Source organism: Klebsiella sp. K4, from assembly GCF_014596785.2.
GTDB lineage: Bacteria > Pseudomonadota > Gammaproteobacteria > Enterobacterales > Enterobacteriaceae > Klebsiella > Klebsiella pneumoniae.
In genome coordinates this window covers 2,414,415-2,430,624 of record NZ_CP115021.1, presented here as the reverse complement: position 1 = coordinate 2,430,624, position 16,210 = coordinate 2,414,415, and the positions used below count along the sequence as shown (strand labels likewise).

Annotated in this window: 19 protein-coding genes; 5 read left to right on the top strand and 14 right to left on the bottom strand. The window is 59.0% G+C overall.

The features are described from left to right. Positions 1 to 60: 60 nt before the first annotated feature. Positions 61 to 1,098 (bottom strand): NADP-dependent oxidoreductase, encoded by a 1,038-nt coding sequence (locus IB144_RS12140; RefSeq protein ID WP_002906792.1) that lies wholly within the window; start codon positions 1,096 to 1,098, stop codon positions 61 to 63. A gap of 65 nt (positions 1,099 to 1,163) precedes the next feature. Next, positions 1,164 to 1,745 carry an XRE family transcriptional regulator gene (locus tag IB144_RS12135; protein WP_002906794.1) on the bottom strand — a complete coding sequence of 194 codons (582 nt, stop codon included), beginning with the start codon at positions 1,743 to 1,745 and terminating at the stop codon, positions 1,164 to 1,166. A 162-nt stretch (positions 1,746 to 1,907) separates the two neighbouring features. Between IB144_RS12135 and IB144_RS12130 the strand changes: the two genes are divergently transcribed. Both IB144_RS12130 and IB144_RS12125 read left to right on the top strand, forming a co-directional pair. After that, complete coding sequence (locus IB144_RS12130) at positions 1,908 to 2,426, top strand: GNAT family N-acetyltransferase (protein WP_002906796.1); 519 nt, start codon at positions 1,908 to 1,910, stop codon at positions 2,424 to 2,426. Further along, positions 2,423 to 2,872 carry a DMT family transporter gene (locus tag IB144_RS12125; protein ID WP_004180135.1) on the top strand — a complete coding sequence of 150 codons (450 nt, stop codon included), beginning with the start codon at positions 2,423 to 2,425 and terminating at the stop codon, positions 2,870 to 2,872. Before IB144_RS12130 ends, IB144_RS12125 begins: the two co-directional genes overlap by 4 nt. A gap of 8 nt (positions 2,873 to 2,880) precedes the next feature. Here the strand turns inward: IB144_RS12125 and IB144_RS12120 are convergent, their stop codons facing one another. After that, on the bottom strand, positions 2,881 to 3,114 hold the full coding sequence (locus tag IB144_RS12120; RefSeq protein WP_004180136.1) for a YdcY family protein: 234 nt from the start codon (positions 3,112 to 3,114) through the stop codon (positions 2,881 to 2,883). A gap of 16 nt (positions 3,115 to 3,130) precedes the next feature. Then, entirely contained in the window at positions 3,131 to 4,729 is a 1,599-nt protein-coding gene (locus tag IB144_RS12115; protein WP_014907508.1) for an ABC transporter substrate-binding protein, read from the bottom strand. A 269-nt stretch (positions 4,730 to 4,998) separates the two neighbouring features. Between IB144_RS12115 and IB144_RS12110 the strand changes: the two genes are divergently transcribed. Beyond that, the gene (locus tag IB144_RS12110) at positions 4,999 to 6,432 is read left to right on the top strand and encodes an aldehyde dehydrogenase (protein ID WP_065888665.1); all 1,434 of its coding nucleotides are present in this window, start codon (positions 4,999 to 5,001) and stop codon (positions 6,430 to 6,432) included. A gap of 13 nt (positions 6,433 to 6,445) precedes the next feature. Here IB144_RS12110 and IB144_RS12105 read toward each other — a convergent pair whose 3' ends face one another. Continuing rightward, positions 6,446 to 7,195 carry an alpha/beta hydrolase gene (locus IB144_RS12105; protein ID WP_040165331.1) on the bottom strand — a complete coding sequence of 250 codons (750 nt, stop codon included), beginning with the start codon at positions 7,193 to 7,195 and terminating at the stop codon, positions 6,446 to 6,448. Between the two features lie 88 nt (positions 7,196 to 7,283). Then, entirely contained in the window at positions 7,284 to 7,457 is a 174-nt protein-coding gene (locus IB144_RS12100) for a GhoT/OrtT family toxin (protein ID WP_002906888.1), read from the bottom strand. A gap of 194 nt (positions 7,458 to 7,651) precedes the next feature. Here IB144_RS12100 and yncL point away from each other — a divergent pair, with 194 nt between their 5' ends. After that, positions 7,652 to 7,744, top strand: a complete 93-nt coding sequence (gene yncL, locus IB144_RS12095; RefSeq protein WP_002906891.1) for a stress response membrane protein YncL — start codon at positions 7,652 to 7,654, stop codon at positions 7,742 to 7,744. Positions 7,745 to 7,795: 51 nt separating this feature from the next. Here the strand turns inward: yncL and IB144_RS12090 are convergent, their stop codons facing one another. Then, positions 7,796 to 8,047, bottom strand: a complete 252-nt coding sequence (locus tag IB144_RS12090) for a hypothetical protein (RefSeq protein WP_040165329.1) — start codon at positions 8,045 to 8,047, stop codon at positions 7,796 to 7,798. A 137-nt stretch (positions 8,048 to 8,184) separates the two neighbouring features. Further along, a complete protein-coding gene (locus IB144_RS12085; RefSeq protein WP_004189776.1) occupies positions 8,185 to 8,382 on the bottom strand; it encodes a hypothetical protein in 198 nt (65 codons plus the stop codon). 148 nt (positions 8,383 to 8,530) lie between these two features. On the opposite strand from IB144_RS12085, the gene IB144_RS12080 reads away from it, so the two are divergent. Then, positions 8,531 to 8,653, top strand: coding sequence for a small membrane protein (locus IB144_RS12080; RefSeq protein ID WP_004175940.1), 123 nt, complete (start codon positions 8,531 to 8,533; stop codon positions 8,651 to 8,653). A gap of 340 nt (positions 8,654 to 8,993) precedes the next feature. On the opposite strand, the gene patD is transcribed toward IB144_RS12080, so the two are convergent. The 6 genes from patD to IB144_RS12050 all read right to left on the bottom strand — a co-directional run bounded on the left by patD (position 8,994) and on the right by IB144_RS12050 (position 16,063). Next, positions 8,994 to 10,421 carry an aminobutyraldehyde dehydrogenase gene (patD, locus tag IB144_RS12075; RefSeq protein WP_004175939.1) on the bottom strand — a complete coding sequence of 476 codons (1,428 nt, stop codon included), beginning with the start codon at positions 10,419 to 10,421 and terminating at the stop codon, positions 8,994 to 8,996. A 22-nt stretch (positions 10,422 to 10,443) separates the two neighbouring features. Beyond that, complete coding sequence (locus tag IB144_RS12070) at positions 10,444 to 11,250, bottom strand: ABC transporter permease (RefSeq protein WP_004143773.1); 807 nt, start codon at positions 11,248 to 11,250, stop codon at positions 10,444 to 10,446. Continuing rightward, entirely contained in the window at positions 11,240 to 12,169 is a 930-nt protein-coding gene (locus tag IB144_RS12065) for an ABC transporter permease (protein WP_004148552.1), read from the bottom strand. Before IB144_RS12065 ends, IB144_RS12070 begins: the two co-directional genes overlap by 11 nt. 1 nt (position 12,170) lies before the next feature. Continuing rightward, entirely contained in the window at positions 12,171 to 13,184 is a 1,014-nt protein-coding gene (locus IB144_RS12060) for an ABC transporter ATP-binding protein (protein ID WP_023158586.1), read from the bottom strand. 16 nt (positions 13,185 to 13,200) lie between these two features. Further along, positions 13,201 to 14,346, bottom strand: coding sequence for a putative ABC transporter substrate-binding protein YdcS (ydcS, locus tag IB144_RS12055; RefSeq protein ID WP_002907384.1), 1,146 nt, complete (start codon positions 14,344 to 14,346; stop codon positions 13,201 to 13,203). Positions 14,347 to 14,650: 304 nt separating this feature from the next. Beyond that, entirely contained in the window at positions 14,651 to 16,063 is a 1,413-nt protein-coding gene (locus tag IB144_RS12050) for a PLP-dependent aminotransferase family protein (protein WP_023301877.1), read from the bottom strand. Between the last annotated feature and the right edge of the window lie 147 nt (positions 16,064 to 16,210).

Genomic DNA, 16,210 nt, shown 5'->3' with positions numbered 1-16,210 from the left:
CTATGCCAGGCCCCTTTTCCCTGGCGGAAAAAGGGGCCTGTTAAGTCGAAGCCCGCCAGGTTAGTCGTCCGCCGCGACGCGGATCACTACCTTACCGAAGTTCTCACCTTTTAACAGGCCGATCAGCGCCTGCGGCGCCTGGTCCAGACCGTCGATCAGCTGTTCGCGATATTTAATTTTCCCCTCCTGCACCCAGCGCCCCATCTGCTGCTGGAATTCGGCGATCCGATGCCCGTAATCCTGGCCAATAATAAAGCCCTGCATCCGGATGCGCTTTTTGAGGATGGTCGCCATCAGCAGCGGCAGACGATCTGGCCCGTCCGGCAGCCCGGTGGCGTTATAGCCGCTCACCAGCCCGCAGACGGGTACCCGCGCTGCGGTATTCAACAGCGGCAGCACCGCGTCAAAAACCTTGCCGCCGACGTTTTCATAATAAACGTCAATACCCTGCGGGCAGGCCTGGGCCAGCTGTTCGGCAAAATCATCCGCACGATGGTCAAGGCAGAGATCAAAGCCTAACGTCTCAACCGCATAGCGGCATTTTTCCGCGCCGCCAGCGATGCCGACGGTGCGGCAGCCCTTAATTTTGCCGATCTGTCCAACCGTGGCGCCAACCGGCCCGGTCGCCGCGGCGACCACCAGCGTTTCGCCCGCCTTTGGCTGGCCGATGTCCAGCAAACCCATGTAGGCGGTGAAGCCGGGCATCCCCAGAACTCCCAGCGACCAGGACGGGTGTTGCGGATTGTCACCCAGCTTCACCAGTCCGCTGCCGTCGGAGAGTTCATAATCCTGCCAGCCGCTGTAGCCCAGCACCCAGTCGCCGGGTTGATAATCGGCATGATTTGAGCTGACCACACGACTCACGGTCCCTCCCACCATCACCGCGCCAATGGCCACCGGCGGCGAATAGGACGGCGCGTCGCTCATGCGCCCGCGCATATACGGGTCGAGCGATAAATAAACGGTACGCAGCAGCACTTGACCCGGGCCTGGCGTCGGCACTTCGCTCTCTTCCAGGCGGAAATTCTCTGCCGTCGGTTCACCATGGGGGCGGGAAGCCAGTACCCAGCGGCGATGGCGTTGCGGTTGATCTGTCATAGCAAACTCCTCTTGTTAGCAGACTGTACTGAGGCTAGCTGCTTTATGCGCAACGTGCTTTACCATTAAGAGCCGGATGGCGATTGATTAAGGCGAACCACCAGATAGACGCAGGTCTCTGCGGATTCATTAATAAAGCGACAATCGTTGGGCGGGCCAAGCTCCAGACAATCTCCCGCCTGCATCTCATGGCGGGTATTGCCTTCGACAAACACCAGCTCGCCCTGTTGCAGCCAGATTAGCTGGCGGGCAAGCGCATAGGACGCGGCGGGCATCGGCACATCGCTACCGGGCGGCAGCTCAATCTGCACCAGATCGATCGGCAAATCGCTGCGCGGCGAAACGTGGCGGCGGAGATAGTGGCTTTGCGGGTCGCGCCATACCGGCTGGCTGGCAAAGCGCAGCAGCTTGCCCTCCTGCATTTCCGCGCGGGCGATCAGGGTCGACATACTGATGCCGAAGGCGCCGGAAAGGCGGCCCAGCATCGAGGCGGTCGGGCTGCTTTCGCCGCGCTCGATTTTATGGATCATCGCCCGCGAGGCGCCGGCCCGTTCGGCGAGGTCGTTCAGCGACCAGCCGCGGGACTCGCGCTCGATGCGGATGCGCGCGCTGATGCGCTGATTGAGGTTGTCTTCTATAGTATTCATAACGTAACACTATAGTGTGCGCCCCCCCATTACACAACCATCCACCGAGACGCGTTATTCCCGGGTTAGCCGTTAAAATTATGCTGAAAACGGATGACAGCGTGACGTTCATTATTGTAATAATATTGTACTACTATAGTGTACGAAAAATTGAGGTTTGCTATGTCCATTCGCCCTGCCATTAAAGACGACTGCGCGGCGATCGCCGAGATCTATAACCATGCCGTCGTCCATACCGCCGCCATCTGGAATGATAAAACTGTGGATACCGACAACCGCATCGCCTGGTTTGAAGCCCGCCAGCTGGCTGGATTTCCGGTACTGGTGAGCGAGGAAGACGGCGTCATTACCGGTTATTCCTCGTTTGGCGACTGGCGGGCGTTTGACGGCTTTCGCCATACCGTTGAGCATTCGGTGTACGTTCATCCCGAACATCAGGGGAAAGGGCTGGGCCGCAAGCTGCTGGTCGCCTTGATCGCCGAAGCGCGACGGCTGAATAAACATGTGATGGTCGCCGGCATCGAGTCGCAGAATCACGCTTCGCTGCATCTGCATGAAACGCTGGGCTTTATCACCACCGGGCAGATGCCGCAGGTGGGCACCAAATTTGGCCGCTGGCTGGATCTGACCTTTATGCAGCTACAGCTGGATGCGCGTCAGGACCCGGACGGCAAAGCATGAACGCGTCGCTCACTCTCGCCTGCCTGATCGCCGCCGGCGTTGGCCTGGTAGTGCAGAACACTCTGATGGTGCGCATCACCCAGTCGGCGTCGACGATCCTTATCGCTATGCTGCTCAATTCGCTGGTCGGGATCGTTATCTTCGTGACGATGTTACTGCTGCGCCAGGGCGTCGCCGGCTTTCAGGAGCTGGCCCTGAGCGTGAAATGGTGGACGCTGATCCCCGGCCTGCTGGGGTCCTTTTTCGTCTTCGCCAGCATCAGCGGTTATCAAAACGTTGGCGCGGCGACGACCATTGCGGTACTGGTGGCCAGCCAGCTGGTGGGCGGGTTGATTATGGATTTAGTTCGCGCCCACGGCGTGCCGGTGCGGGCGCTGATCGGACCGTTATGCGGGGCGGTGATGCTGGTGGTGGGCGCCTGGCTGGTGGCCAGACGCCAGTTCTGAGCGCATCTTCAGAGGATCGCGCCGCCTTTGGTCAACTGCTCGCGGCGCGCGTCCTGCTCTTCCTGATGCTGTCGCCCATGATGGGCGATGGCGGTGCGCAGACGCTGCTGTTGGATATAGCGTTCCTCACGACTGAGTTGCGCATCATCACTCAGGGCGATTAGCAGCTCATTCATATGCGCGATAACGCCCTCGGCCAGGGCGTCATCGACTTTGACGATAACCTCATCCAGATGTGCCATCCTGTTCTCCTTTCGCTTAATTCAGCTTCGCTTTGGAAAAATCGCTCCCCATCATGCTGACGGTGTAGCCGCTGACGTTGCTGCGCGTCGCATAGAAGGTTTTACCGGTCGCCAGGGTGATCCATGGCGCCTGCTGATAAAAAATCTCCTGCGCCTGTTCGTAGAGTTTGGCCCGCGCCTGCGGATCGCTCACCAACAGCGCTTTCTTTACCAGCGCGTCATAGGATTTGTCACACCAGCGGGCGGCGTTGGAGCCGGTCTGGATATTATCACAGCTGAGCAATGTGCCAGCAAAGTTGTCCGGATCGCCGTTGTCCGACATCCAGCCATACAGGGCGCTGTCGTGCTCCCCTTTACGCATACCGGCAAGGTATTCGCCCCATTCATAGCTGACAATTTTGGCTTTGACCCCCACTTTCGCCCAGTCGTTTTGGATCATTTCGGCAATGCGTTTTGAGTTTGGGTTGTAGGGGCGCTGGACCGGCATTGACCACAGGGTCACTTCCGCGCCTTGCTCCAGACCCGCCTGCTTGAGCAGCGCTTTGGCTTTCTGCGGATCGTAGTCATAGTCCGGGAGATCTTTCTTATACCCGAGCATCGTCGACGGGATCGGTGATTTCGCCACGCTGCCGGAATCGAGGAATACCGCCTTGACGATCGCCTGCTTGTCGGTAGCGTAGTTTAACGCCTGGCGCACCAGCACGTTATCAAACGGTTTTTTCTCGGTGTTAAACGCCAGATAGCCGACGTTCAGCGCCTCAACCGCATGCAGCGCCAGATCTTTATTGCCCTTAATCACCGGGAACTGTACCGGCGACGGCGCGGGAATAATCTGGCACTCGTTGGTCTGCAGTTTCGCCAGACGAGTCTCGACGTTCGGCGTAATGGAGAAGATTAAGTGCTTGGTCGGTACCTCGCCTTCCCAGTAGTGGGGATTGGCAATATAGCGGATTTGCGAATCCACTTTATACTGCTGCAGCGCATACGGCCCGGTACCGACAGGCCAGTTATCAACGTTTTCCGGCGTTCCTTTCTTCAGCATCGCCTCACCATACTCTGCCGACAGAATAGAGGCGAAGTCCATGCCCCAGTCGGCAAGAAACGCCGAGTTCGGCTCGTTGAGCTCGAACTGGACATGGTAATCATCCACCTTTTTCACCGATTTAATCAGCTTATCGAGGCCCACGTCGTGGAAGTATTCATAGTTCCCCTGCGACACCTTGTGATAAGGATGCTGAGGATCCATCTGGCGCAGCACGGAGAACAGAACGTCGTCGGCGTTAAAATCGCGGGTCGGTTTGAAGAATTTGTTGCTGTTGAACTTCACCCCCTGACGCAGAGTAAAGGTCCAGGTTTTGCCATCCTCAGAGACGTGCCACTCGGTGGCCAGCGACGGGATCGGCGTATTTTTCACCGGGTCAAAGCTCACCAGACGGTTATACAGTACCTGCGAGCTGGCGACGAACGACGGACCGGAGCTGGCGATCTGCGGATTGAAGGACTCCGGAGAGGCTTCTGAGCAGTAGACCAGAGTGTCATTGCCTGCGGCCCAGGCGGCGCCGGCCGGCAGCAGTGCGCTCAGCAGCAGCGCCAGCGTGGTTTTCCCTGTAGACATGGTTATAAGTCCTGATTATTGATTATAAGAACAGTAATAACAGCACAGCCGCCTGACGGCGGCAAATAATCAATGGCTATCACCTTATGCAAAACGCGTGGAATTTGCTGGTTTAATCGACGTTGCGCTGCTTTTTACGCCAGAGGGCTTCGGGATGATGTGAGCCACACAAAATTCCTGCAAAAAAATGTGCGATAACCGCCCGGCTCACGCTTCCCGTCAGTGCCGCCCGGTACACTGGGGGAACCGCAGAACAAGAGGTTTCCACCATGACAATCACCTGCAATCTGTACATTAACGGCCAGTGGCACGATGCCGAAGGCCGCCGCACCTTTACCCGACGCCACCCGGCCCACGATGAGGCAGCCTCGGTGGCCGCTGCCGCCAGCCTCGCCGACGGCAAACGCTGCGTCGAAGCCGCGGCCTGCGCCTTTCCGCTGTGGCGCGATACTGCGCCGGCGGAACGACGTCGCTTACTGCTCGAGGCGGCGGAACAGATGCTGTTGCGGGAGGCGAAATTTATCGCCGCCATGGCGGCGGAGACCGGCGCGACCGCGCACTGGGCCGGATTTAACGTTCATCTGGCGGCAGATATTCTGCGTGAAGCGGCGGCGCTGACCACCCAGATTGAAGGGCAAATAATTCCGTCCAACGTGCCGGGTAACCTGGCGATGGGCGTCCGCCAGGGGGCGGGAGTGGTGCTGGGCATGGCGCCGTGGAACGCGCCGCTGATTCTGGCCACCCGGGCCCTGGCGACGCCGCTGGTCTGTGGCAACACGGTGATCCTTAAAGGCGCCGAACTTTCCCCCGCCACTCAGGGACTGATTATCGACGCCCTTGACGCGGCGGGCTTCCCGCCGGGCGTGGTGAACTATCTTACCTGTGCGCCTGAAGATGCGCCGGCGCTGGTGGAATCGCTGATCGCCCACCCGGCGGTGCGGCGCGTTAACTTTACCGGCTCCACACCGGTGGGACGCATTATCGCCCGCACCTGCGGACAGTATCTGAAACCAGCGGTGCTCGAGCTCGGTGGAAAAGCGCCCCTGCTGGTGCTGGACGATGCTGATATTGAGCAAGCGGCGGCGGGCGCTGTTTTTGGCGCCTTCGCCAACGCCGGGCAGATCTGCATGTCCACCGAGCGCATTATTGTCGACAATGCCGTAGCGGAGGCGTTTATCCCGCTGCTGGCCAGGCGCGCCGCCGCCCTGCCTGCCGCCCTCACTGGCCCGGTTGTCGATATGAACACCATCGCCCGCTGCAACGCGCTCATTGACGATGCGTTAGCGAAAGGCGCTCGCCTGCTGACCGGTGGTAGAGCCAACGATACCCATATGAGCCCGACCCTGCTGGACGGCGTGACCCGCGAGATGCGGCTGTGGCGTGAAGAGTCCTTCGGTCCGGTGAAAGCGATTATTCGCGTCCATAGCGAAGAGGAGGCGCTGGCGGTGGCCAACGACAGCGAGTACGGTCTTTCCGCTGCGGTCTACAGCCGCGACAGCGCCAGAGCGTGGAACGTAGCGCAACGTCTGCAAACCGGGATTTGCCATATCAATGGCCCAACGGTGCATGATGAGGCGCAAATGCCGTTTGGCGGCTGCAAAGCCTCCGGCTATGGCCGCTTTGGCGGGCGGGCCGGGATCGCGGAATTCACCGAGCTGCGCTGGATAACGATCCAGACCCAACCCCGCGAGCTTCCCTTCTGAGGCCCAGCGCCTCTTAACTATGGCTGGCGATAAGCTGCGCCAGCCCCTGCGGATTTTCCCACGCCATCGAGTGTCCGGCATGGGGCACGATGCCGACCGGGATCCCTTGTGCCTGAACGAGGTCGCTATCCGCATAAGGGAGCGACCGCTCTCCGACGATCAGCATTTTCTGGCAGCGCAGCTGGCATAGCTGGGTAAACCAGGGCGTGTCGCTGCCGCGTATCAGGCTGCTGGCAGCCCGCCAGACGGCCCAGGGGGCGCTGTTTTGTAAACAACCCGCCCACGGCGAGCGCTCCTCCGCCAGCAGCCTGGCATAGCCGTCAGCGACAAAGGCTGACTCTGACTGCGCCGCAATGCGCCTGCTGTACTCGCCGCCGCCGGCGAACAGGTTGGGTTCCGAGACCAGCAGCGTGGTCACCCGCTCACCCAGTAGCCCCGCCGCTTCGATGGCGATGCTCCCTCCCATGCTATGCCCGAACAGCGCGAAGCGCTGCAGGCGCAGGTGGCTGAGGAACTGCTCCAAAACTAAAGCCTGCTCATGTATGTTGTAACTAAACGCGCGCGGTTTATCGCTATAGCCGAAGCCCGGCAGATCGATGAGTATTTTGCGCCGTTCGCGGAGCGCAGGATCGCTGGCAATGCGGGGATAATCGTAGGATGACGCGCAGCCAAGGCCGTGGATAAACACCACCGGAAGGCCATCTCCCGGGAAATCGTGCCAGCGCAGCGTGGCGCCAGCGACGGACGAATAAAAACCGTTCACCTGTATGCCTCCATGATAAGGTTACTGGTTTTTTATACAGTAACCTCATCCTTTGTGCTACCCCTTTCTGCCGTCTAGCGCCTGAGGGTTAAAACAGCGAGACGAGCAGCGCCATCGGGAAGCTGAACGGCCAGGTGGCGCCGATCAGCAGGGCCGCCAGCAGGCGGATCATCCGGCTCTCTTTGGTTAAAAACCAGCTAATCACGGCGCATATCACGCCCATAATGGCGTAAAACACCAACATTTTTTGATATAACGTCATTCTTACTTTTTCCTTCCCTGAGGGCGTTCCATGGTGGGATGATTATCTGCCATGACGTCGTGATTCAGAGATACCTGTATAACAAAATCAGAAACGGGCTGAATATTCAGAATAAAGCCTGATTCGTCTTAATCTGATAGCGCAACCGCTGGCGCCGTACTATACCTTTAGGACTTCCTCATTAGGGTGGCGCTATGGATGTCTCCAGTAAAACCGTCGTTATGATTAATGTCTGCGCCGCGTTCGCGCTTATCAGCCTGCTGTCCGTAAGATTTGGCTGGTTTTAATCATTTAATTCAGCAACGAAACCTAAAAAAGCAGCCCCGGAGGCTGCTTTTTTACGCGCGAACAACAGAGTTGTTATCTTGCTGTCGGGCGGCGGGGGCTAACTGCGCGGCAGCCATTACCTTATTAAGAGTGGGGTTATAGCGCGGCAGTACGTTGACTTTTTCACTATCCCATTCGGCGGCGGCGCAGACGGCCTGCCCTACGCCCATCTTCTCACAGCTTTGGATTCGTTTCGCCGGGGCATTACCATAGCTCAGCGCCACAGCGCCGATAGCCAGCAGAATAAAAGCAAAAATTTTCACAGCGACATCAACGTCAAAACCTAATATGCCCTAAATGATCGCATGAGCGGCGGCGGAAAGTCAAACCCGGGGCGCGCTACCTGGCGGCATCCGGTATTTGCCTCTGCCTCAGGGCTATAAAATATTCAGAACAAATATCATGCGATAACCGTAAATATTAAAAGCTTATCTCTAGCCGTGAAATACTTTCTGTTCAGGGGAGTTAATTTCGCTAATAAGGAAAATATTTCGCCGTCGGCAAGGGGAAAAGGATCGCCGCCTTCGCCACAGGCGCAATATATCGCGCGGGCCGTCATCGTAAGAAGATAAATGGCGATGGCAAGCCGTTGTAACATAACCTCTTCATCTCCGTCATCACGGATAAGAGCCAGAAATAGCGCTAAATGACAACAAATATCATTTGCCTTCGCGTCAGATAATACTTACATTCATAACCATTGGTAATGCTTTAGCGCAGTTCGCGCTGTGAATTTCGAGGTGGATATGTCCGGAATCATCACGCTGGTCATCGCGCTAATCCTGCTGGTCGCGGCGGTGTATAATCTTATTTCCTACATTCGTGACCGGCGCAGCGCCAGCCTGCCCAGCAAAAAAACCAAGCGCTGAAAGTAGTTAAAGCGGTATTCTCGTTACCCCGGCGCGACTGGCCGGCTCATCTCTTCGCTCTTCTGCGAGCACAAAAAAGCCCCTGCCGACAGACAGGGGCCGCAATTCGGTCGCGAACCGCGATGTTGCCGCCCCACCCGCCGGGCGCTGTGCGCCCAGGGTGACTGGCGGACCCCATCCGGCGCTTATCTCCGGCACTCATGATGGCTTAGCTCTTGAAGGGGCATCAGAATAATCTCATATCCCCTGGGTTGAGTTTTGACAATTTTTGCCATTGTGACTATTAGCGGCCTAACACACCCATCGCGCAATAGTCGCCTGGCGCTAAATGATCAATCCTTTAGCTATGCTTAACCATCACATGGCGGACCACGGTATAATCCTCAAGGCCATACATCGACATGTCCTTGCCGTAGCCTGACAGCTTCTGGCCACCGTGCGGCATTTCGCTGACCAGCATAAAGTGGGTATTGACCCAGGTGCAGCCGTACTGCAGCCTGGCGCTAAGACGATGGGCGCGACCGACATCTTTCGTCCATACCGAGGAGGCCAGGCCATACTGAGAGTCATTCGCCCAGCTCAGGGCCTGCGCTTCATCGCTGAAAGGCGTCACGCTGACTACCGGACCAAACACTTCGCGCTGGACAATAGCGTCTTCCTGCCGGGCGCCGGCGAGCAGCGTCGGCTGGAAGTAATAGCCCGCGCCGTCAGCCCGACTGCCGCCGGTGACCACCTTAATGTGCGGCAGCGCCCTTGCGGCTTCCACCGCCGCGCTAACGCGCTCAAGATGGGCCAGCGAGCTCAGCGGACCCAGTTCGGTGGCAGCGTCCTCCGGCGCCCCCATTTTCAGGCTGGCCACCGCCGCCCCAAGTTTCTCCACCAGCTGGTCATAGATACCCTGCTGGGCGTAGATCCGGCAGGCGGCCGTGCAGTCCTGGCCGGCGTTGTAAAAACCGAAGGTCCGCACCCCATCCACCACCGCATCGATGTCCGCATCGTCAAAAACGATCACTGGCGCCTTACCGCCCAGCTCCATGTGGGTGCGTTTAATCGACGAGGCGGTATGGCCAATGATATGGGCTCCGGTGGCAATCGATCCGGTCAGGGAGACCATTCGCACTTTAACGTGGGCGGTCAAGGGGTCGCCCACCGTTTTACCGCGGCCAAACAGCACGTTGATAACCCCCTCCGGGAAGATATCTTTTGCCAGCTCCGCCAGCTTCAGCGCCGTCAGCGGGGTGATCTCCGAGGGTTTTATCACTACGCAGTTGCCCGCCGCCAGCGCCGGGGCCAGCTTCCAGGCCGCCATCATCAGCGGATAGTTCCACGGCGCGATGGAGGCCACCACGCCCACCGGATCGCGGCGGATCATTGAGGTATGCCCTTCGAGATACTCTCCGGCCGCCATCCCCGGCAGGCAGCGAGCGGCGCCGGCGAAGAAGCGGAAGACGTCGGCGATGGCCGGCATTTCATCATTAATCACGCAGTGCAGCGGCTTGCCGCAGTTCAGCGACTCCAGCTGCGCCAGGGTTTCAGCCTGCGCCGAGATGGCGTCCGCCAGCTTCAGGAGACATTCCGCACGCGTCTTCGGCGTCGTCTGACTCCAGGCATCGAATGCCCGGTCCGCCGCCTCAACGGCGGCATCGACCTGGGCCGCTGTCGCTTCGGCAATCTCCAGGATCACTTCGCCGGTTGCAGGGTTATATACCGGAACCTTCTCGCCTTCACCTGCCACTAACTTACCGTTTATCAATAGGTTGTGTTGCATAGCATTATCCTGTTTCATGGTTTTATTTCCCGTTTCCGGCGTCGTTATCGCCGTCGCGGGTGAGCCACCAGGCCCCTAAGATTGGTATCGTCGTTACCAGCATCACCAACAGCGCGACAACGTTGGTGACGGGCACATCTCGCGGCCGCCCCAGCTGATTCAGCAACCACAGCGGCAAGGTGCGTTCATGCCCCGCGGTAAAAGTGGTAACAATAATTTCATCAAACGACAGAGCGAATGCCAGCATTCCCCCCGCCAGCAGCGCCGACCCCAGATTGGGCAGCACTACGTAACGAAAGGTCTGCCAACCGGTAGCGCCTAAATCCATCGAGGCTTCCACCATACTCCACGAAGTCCGGCGGAAACGGGCGATGACGTTGTTAAACACCACCACCACGCAGAAGGTCGCGTGCCCCACCACGATCGTCAGCAGGCCAGGCTCAAGGCCGACCGCTTTGAACGCCGTCAGGAGTGCCAGGCCGGTAATGATCCCCGGCAGGGCGATAGGCAGCAGCAGCAGTAGCGACACCGCGTTTTTGCCAAAAAAGGCGCTGCGCCACAGGGCTCCTGCAGCCAGCGTGCCAAGCACTAAGGCAATGGCGGTCGACAGGGCGGCGATCTTAAGTGACAGTGTCACTGCCTGCAAAATGTCGCTGCGCCCGGCCGCCTCGCTGAACCAGCGCAGCGTCAGCCCCTGCGGCGGAAAGCTAAAGGCTGCATCTTCCGTATTAAAAGCATAGATGGCGATAATCAGCAGCGGAAAGTGGAGGAATATCACCCCGCCCCAGGTCGCCAGTCGCAGATACCAGGGCGCGCGTTCAGAGTGCATCGAAGGCTCCCAGACGTTTCACGAACGCCAGATAGAGGGCAATCAAGACGATAGGCACCAGGGTAAACGCCGCCGCCATCGGCATATTGCCGATCGCCCCCTGCTGCGAGTAAACCATATTGCCGATAAAGTATCCCGGCGGGCCCACCAGCTGCGGCACGATAAAGTCGCCTAGCGTCAGCGAAAAGGTGAAGATCGACCCAGCGGCGATGCCGGGAATGGCCAGCGGCAGCACCACGTAGCGAAAGGTCTGCCGCGGGGCCGCGCCCAGATCGGCCGAGGCCTGTAGCAACGATCCCGGAATACGCTCCAGCGCCGCCTGCACCGGCAGGATCATAAACGGCAGCCAGATGTAGACGAACACCAGAAAGCGTCCAAGGCCGGAGGTGGACAAGGTATTGCCGCCGACCGCCGGGACGCTCAACAGCGCGTTCAGCGCCCCCTCCAGTCCAAGATGACCGAGGAACCACTGCGCCACGCCATCTTTCGCCAGCAGCAGCACCCACGCATAGGCTTTGACGATATAGCTGGCCCACATTGGCAGCATGACCGCGATATAAAAGAAGGCCTTCATTTTGCCGCTGGTATAGCGCGCCATATACCAGGCCATCGGCAGTGCCAGCAGCGCGCTGGCCAGCGTGACGCACAGCGCCATCACCAGGGTCCGCACAATAATGTCGTAGTTGGCAGGGTTGAACAGCGCCCGCAGGTTAGCCAGCGTGAAGTCGCTGGTCACCGACATGGTGAAGTCGTCAAAGGTATAAATGCTCTGCCACAGCAGGGTCAGCAGCGATCCCAGATAGACGATGCCAAACCACATCAGCGGCCCGAGCAGCAGTAAAAACAGGGCCAGCGCCGGTCGGCGCCAGAAGATCCCCGATATGCGCCCGGTCTGCGCAGGAATTATTGCCATGGTCATCTCAGCCTCCGCTTTCCAGCGGGGTCATCGCCGAGCGCGACCATGACGCCTGTACTATTTGCCCGGTTCGCGGAACGCTGGCCGCCGCCGCGCCATCGATGTTGGCCTGGCTGACCAGCAGTTTGTCGCCATCCGCGAGGCGGAGCTCGATCCGCGTCGCCGCCCCCTGATACTGCACCGCCTGCACCACACCCTGCACCTGCACCTCGCCGCCGCCCTGCAGGCGAACATGCTCCGGACGCAGCGACCAGCTGCCCGCCATCCCGCACAATCGTCGGGCCGCCTCGGCTGCAAAAACGTTGGCGGTGCCGACAAAACCGGCCACAAACGCGGTCCTGGGGTGCAGATAGAGATCCTGCGGGGCATCCACCTGCTCAATGCGCCCGTTGTTAAACACCGCCACGCGATCCGACATCGACAGCGCTTCGCTCTGGTCGTGGGTCACGAAGATGAAGGTGATCCCCAGCGACTGCTGCAGCTTTTTCAGTTCCACCTGCATCTGCTCGCGTAGTTTCAAATCCAGGGCGCCCAGCGGCTCATCGAGCAGCAGCACCCGCGGCTGGTTCACCAGCGCCCGGGCAATCGCGACCCGCTGCCGCTGGCCGCCGGAGAGCTGGGAGGGCTTGCGATGATGAGCAAAGCCAAGGGCCACCTTCTCCAGCGCCTCCTGGGCGCGGGAATGGCGCGCTTTCTTCGCCATGCCTTTGACCATCAGGCCGTAAGCGACGTTGTCAAGGATCGACATGTGGGGAAATAGCGCGTAGTCCTGGAACACGGTATTCACATCCCGCTGCCAGGGCGGCAGTTCGCTGGCCGGCTGACCAAAGATATGGATGGTTCCGCCGGAGAGCTGCTCAAAACCGGCAATCAGCCGCAGGCAGGTGGTTTTACCCGAGCCGGACGGACCCAGCATCGAGAAAAATTCTCCATCGCGTATGCCAATGCTAACCCCATCCACCGCCCGCACATCGCCATACAGGCGCGATACATTCTGGAACTCGACCGCGTACGTCATTGTTTGCCTCCGATCCTTAGCGGCCGCCCATTATCGCAATATAGTCCTGAGTCCAGCGGCTATAGGGCACGTATTTCCCGCCTTCCGCAACCGGCGTTTTCCAGAAGTGAATGCGGTTAAACTGCTCATAGCCGTTGGTCTCACAGCCTTTATCACCGAGCAGCGCGCTGGCTTTACAGCCCTCAGGCACCACCGGCAGCGAACCGAACCATGCCGCCACATCGCCCTGCACCTTCGGCGTGAGCGACCAGTTCATCCATTTATAGGCGCAGACCGGATGCTTCGCCTCGCTGTGCAGCATGGTGGTATCCGCCCAGCCGGTTACCCCCTCCTTCGGGAACACGGTGGCGACCGGCTGGCCTTCCGCCTTCAGGCCGTTGGCTTGATAGGGCCACGAACTGGAGGCGGCTACCCCTTCGTTTTTGAAGTCGTTCATCTGTACGGTGGCGTCATGCCAGTAGCGATGGATCAGCGGTTGCTGGTCGCGCAGGACTTTCAGCACCGCGTTGTACTGGGTTTCGGTCAGTTGATAGGGGTCTTCGATCCCCAGCTGCGGCTGGGTGGCTTTGACAAACAGCGCGGCGTCGGCGATATAGATCGGGCCATCATAGGCCTGCACCCGCCCCTGGTTGGTTTTACCATCCGGTAGATCCTGCTTGACGAACACCACGCGCCAGCTGTCCGGCGGCGTCGGGAATACGCGGGTGTTGTACATCAGCAGGTTCGGCCCCCACTGATACGGCGTGCCATAGACTTTACCGCCGACGTTAAACCACGCCCCCTTCGCAATACGCGGATCAAGGGAGCCCCAGCCGGCAATCAGCGCCGTGTTGATCGGCTGCACGCGTTTGCCCATGATCAGGCGCAGCGAAGCATCACCCGAGGCGGTGACCAGATCGTAGCCGCCTTTGGCCATCAGACTGACCATCTCGTCAGAGGTGGCAGCAGTTTTGACATTAACCTGGCAACCGGTGTCCTTTTCGAACTGACTCACCCAGTCGTACTGTTTGTCGGTCTGCCCGCGTTCGATATATCCCGGCCAGGCAATAATATCGAGCCGCCCTTCCGGTTTATCAAGCGAGGTGAGCGGCTCTGCCGCCTGAACGGTCAAACAAGCCATACCCAGCACATAAAGGCTGCAACGGGCAATTTTTTTGCTCATCAGGTGTTACTCCTGTCACAAAGGAATTAGCGGCAGCCGTGCCGTAAAAATATCTCCTGAAATAAGGGTAGTCAGCGGATTAACGCCCCCAGGGGAATTTATTCAGGTTGTGACCCGGGACGCATTACGTAAAAATCGCCAACACAAGCAGGACTTTATGGATTATAGACAACGAGTTAGGGAATGAGGAGGGGTATGCATATTTCCTATGGTGAGCGCCGGTAAAATAATGACCGGCCTCGATAAAAATCCTCTTTCGCTTATTTTCGCAGAATGTTTATGATGAGAAAAATAAACGACAGGGTCAGGCAAGCTGTTCGCGAATAAGCTCCCCCAGGCGCTTCACCCCCTGCTCTTCGCGTTCCCCCCAGCCCCAGGCGGTATTAAAACGGAAAAACGAGGTCCAGTTGTCGGAGGTGGAGAACATTTTCCCTGGGGCAATACTGATGTGCGACGCCAGCGCCCGGGCGCTAAGTGCGCTAGCGTCGGCCCCTTCCGGTAGTTCGATCCACAGAAAGTAGCCGCTGTCGCTGTGGTGGACGATGACCTCCGGCGGCAGATGGCGCAGCAGCGCCTGCCAGGCCTGCTGTTTACGCTCCGCCAGCTGACGACGTAGACGGCGCAGGTGGGCGTCATAGCGCTTGGTGGACAGGTAATCCACCAGGGCTAACTGCATCGGCGAACTGGTGGAAAGCGTACTCATCAGCTGGAGCTGCTGGATCCGCCGCGCCTGTTTGCCGGCCGCCACCCAGCCGATACGAAAGCCGGGTACCAGACATTTTGAGAACGAGCTGCAGTGCAGCGTCATCTCCTGGCGATCCCAGAACTTCGCCGGTAACGGCTTTTCGCGGCCAAAATAGAGCTCGCTGTAGACATCATCTTCGATCAACATCACGTTATAGCGCGCCAGCAGCGCCACCAGCGCCGCTTTTTTTTCAGCGCTGAGGGTGAAGCCGAGCGGATTCTGGCCGTTGGTCATCAGCCAGCAGGCCTTCACCGGATAGTTTTGCAGGGCCGCCTCCAGCGCCGTCAGATCAATGCCTTCCCTGACGTCAGTGGCTACCGACAATGCTTTCAAACGCAGCCTCTCCAGCGCCTGCAGGGCGCCGTAGAAGCAGGGGTTTTCCACCACCACCCAGTCTCCCGGCTCGGTCACCGCCTGCAGGCTGAGGTTAAGCGCCTCCAGCGCCCCGGCGGTGATGACGATCTCGTCCGGCGAGACGTTCATCCCCTGCAGGGCATAGCGACGGGCAATGGCATGCCGAAGTTCTGCATTGCCCGGCGGCAGATTCTCAATGACGCTCATGGCGGTGGCGGTTTTACTCACCTGCGCCAGCGAGCGGTTGAGCTGCTGCAGCGGGAAGAGACGCGGGTCCGGAAAGGCCGAGGCAAAGGGCAGCATCGACGCCTGGCGGCTGGCCTGGAGCACCTCAAAGATATAGGTATTGATATCGACGGCTTCATCGCGAGTGACCTGGGCAGGCGGCGCCGGCTGGCGGAGCTTCACCGGCTGGGGGGCAACATAATAACCCGACTGCGGACGGGCGACGATGCGCCCCTGGCTTTCCAGCAGCTGATAGGCATGGCTGACGGTCATAAAGCTCATGCCGCTGCTGATCACCTGCTCGCGCAGCGACGGCAGCCGATCGCCAGGCAACCAGACGCCAAGGGCGATCTGCTCGGTCAGTTGCTGCGCCAACTGTTGATACTTTTTCATTGCGGCCGTCCCCGTACGATAACGTCCCATTATCATATATCAGTTATAAAAAAATCATAGTTTCCTGTAACTGTTATATCTGCAGCGGCGGCCGCGTCGCCGTGATAGCACGGGATGGGTTTAAAATATCACCACCCAGAATAGCGA

Excerpts from the sequence above, each read along its gene's own strand:
- IB144_RS12120 (WP_004180136.1), bottom strand. The coding sequence starts at position 3,114 with ATGGCACATCTGGATGAGGTTATCGTCAAAGTCGATGACGCCCTGGCC.
- IB144_RS12085 (WP_004189776.1), bottom strand. The coding sequence starts at position 8,382 with ATGTTACAACGGCTTGCCATCGCCATTTATCTTCTTACGATGACGGCC.
- IB144_RS12100 (WP_002906888.1), bottom strand. The coding sequence starts at position 7,457 with ATGACGTTATATCAAAAAATGTTGGTGTTTTACGCCATTATGGGCGTG.
- IB144_RS12070 (WP_004143773.1), bottom strand. The coding sequence starts at position 11,250 with ATGCACTCTGAACGCGCGCCCTGGTATCTGCGACTGGCGACCTGGGGC.
- IB144_RS12135 (WP_002906794.1), bottom strand. The coding sequence starts at position 1,745 with ATGAATACTATAGAAGACAACCTCAATCAGCGCATCAGCGCGCGCATC.
- IB144_RS12065 (WP_004148552.1), bottom strand. The coding sequence starts at position 12,169 with ATGACCATGGCAATAATTCCTGCGCAGACCGGGCGCATATCGGGGATC.
- IB144_RS12130 (WP_002906796.1), top strand. The coding sequence starts at position 1,908 with ATGTCCATTCGCCCTGCCATTAAAGACGACTGCGCGGCGATCGCCGAG.
- IB144_RS12140 (WP_002906792.1), bottom strand. The coding sequence starts at position 1,098 with ATGACAGATCAACCGCAACGCCATCGCCGCTGGGTACTGGCTTCCCGC.
- IB144_RS12060 (WP_023158586.1), bottom strand. The coding sequence starts at position 13,184 with ATGACGTACGCGGTCGAGTTCCAGAATGTATCGCGCCTGTATGGCGAT.
- patD (WP_004175939.1), bottom strand. The coding sequence starts at position 10,421 with ATGCAACACAACCTATTGATAAACGGTAAGTTAGTGGCAGGTGAAGGC.
- yncL (WP_002906891.1), top strand. The coding sequence starts at position 7,652 with ATGGATGTCTCCAGTAAAACCGTCGTTATGATTAATGTCTGCGCCGCG.
- IB144_RS12125 (WP_004180135.1), top strand. The coding sequence starts at position 2,423 with ATGAACGCGTCGCTCACTCTCGCCTGCCTGATCGCCGCCGGCGTTGGC.
- ydcS (WP_002907384.1), bottom strand. The coding sequence starts at position 14,346 with ATGAGCAAAAAAATTGCCCGTTGCAGCCTTTATGTGCTGGGTATGGCT.
- IB144_RS12080 (WP_004175940.1), top strand. The coding sequence starts at position 8,531 with ATGTCCGGAATCATCACGCTGGTCATCGCGCTAATCCTGCTGGTCGCG.
- IB144_RS12115 (WP_014907508.1), bottom strand. The coding sequence starts at position 4,729 with ATGTCTACAGGGAAAACCACGCTGGCGCTGCTGCTGAGCGCACTGCTG.
- IB144_RS12050 (WP_023301877.1), bottom strand. The coding sequence starts at position 16,063 with ATGAAAAAGTATCAACAGTTGGCGCAGCAACTGACCGAGCAGATCGCC.
- IB144_RS12110 (WP_065888665.1), top strand. The coding sequence starts at position 4,999 with ATGACAATCACCTGCAATCTGTACATTAACGGCCAGTGGCACGATGCC.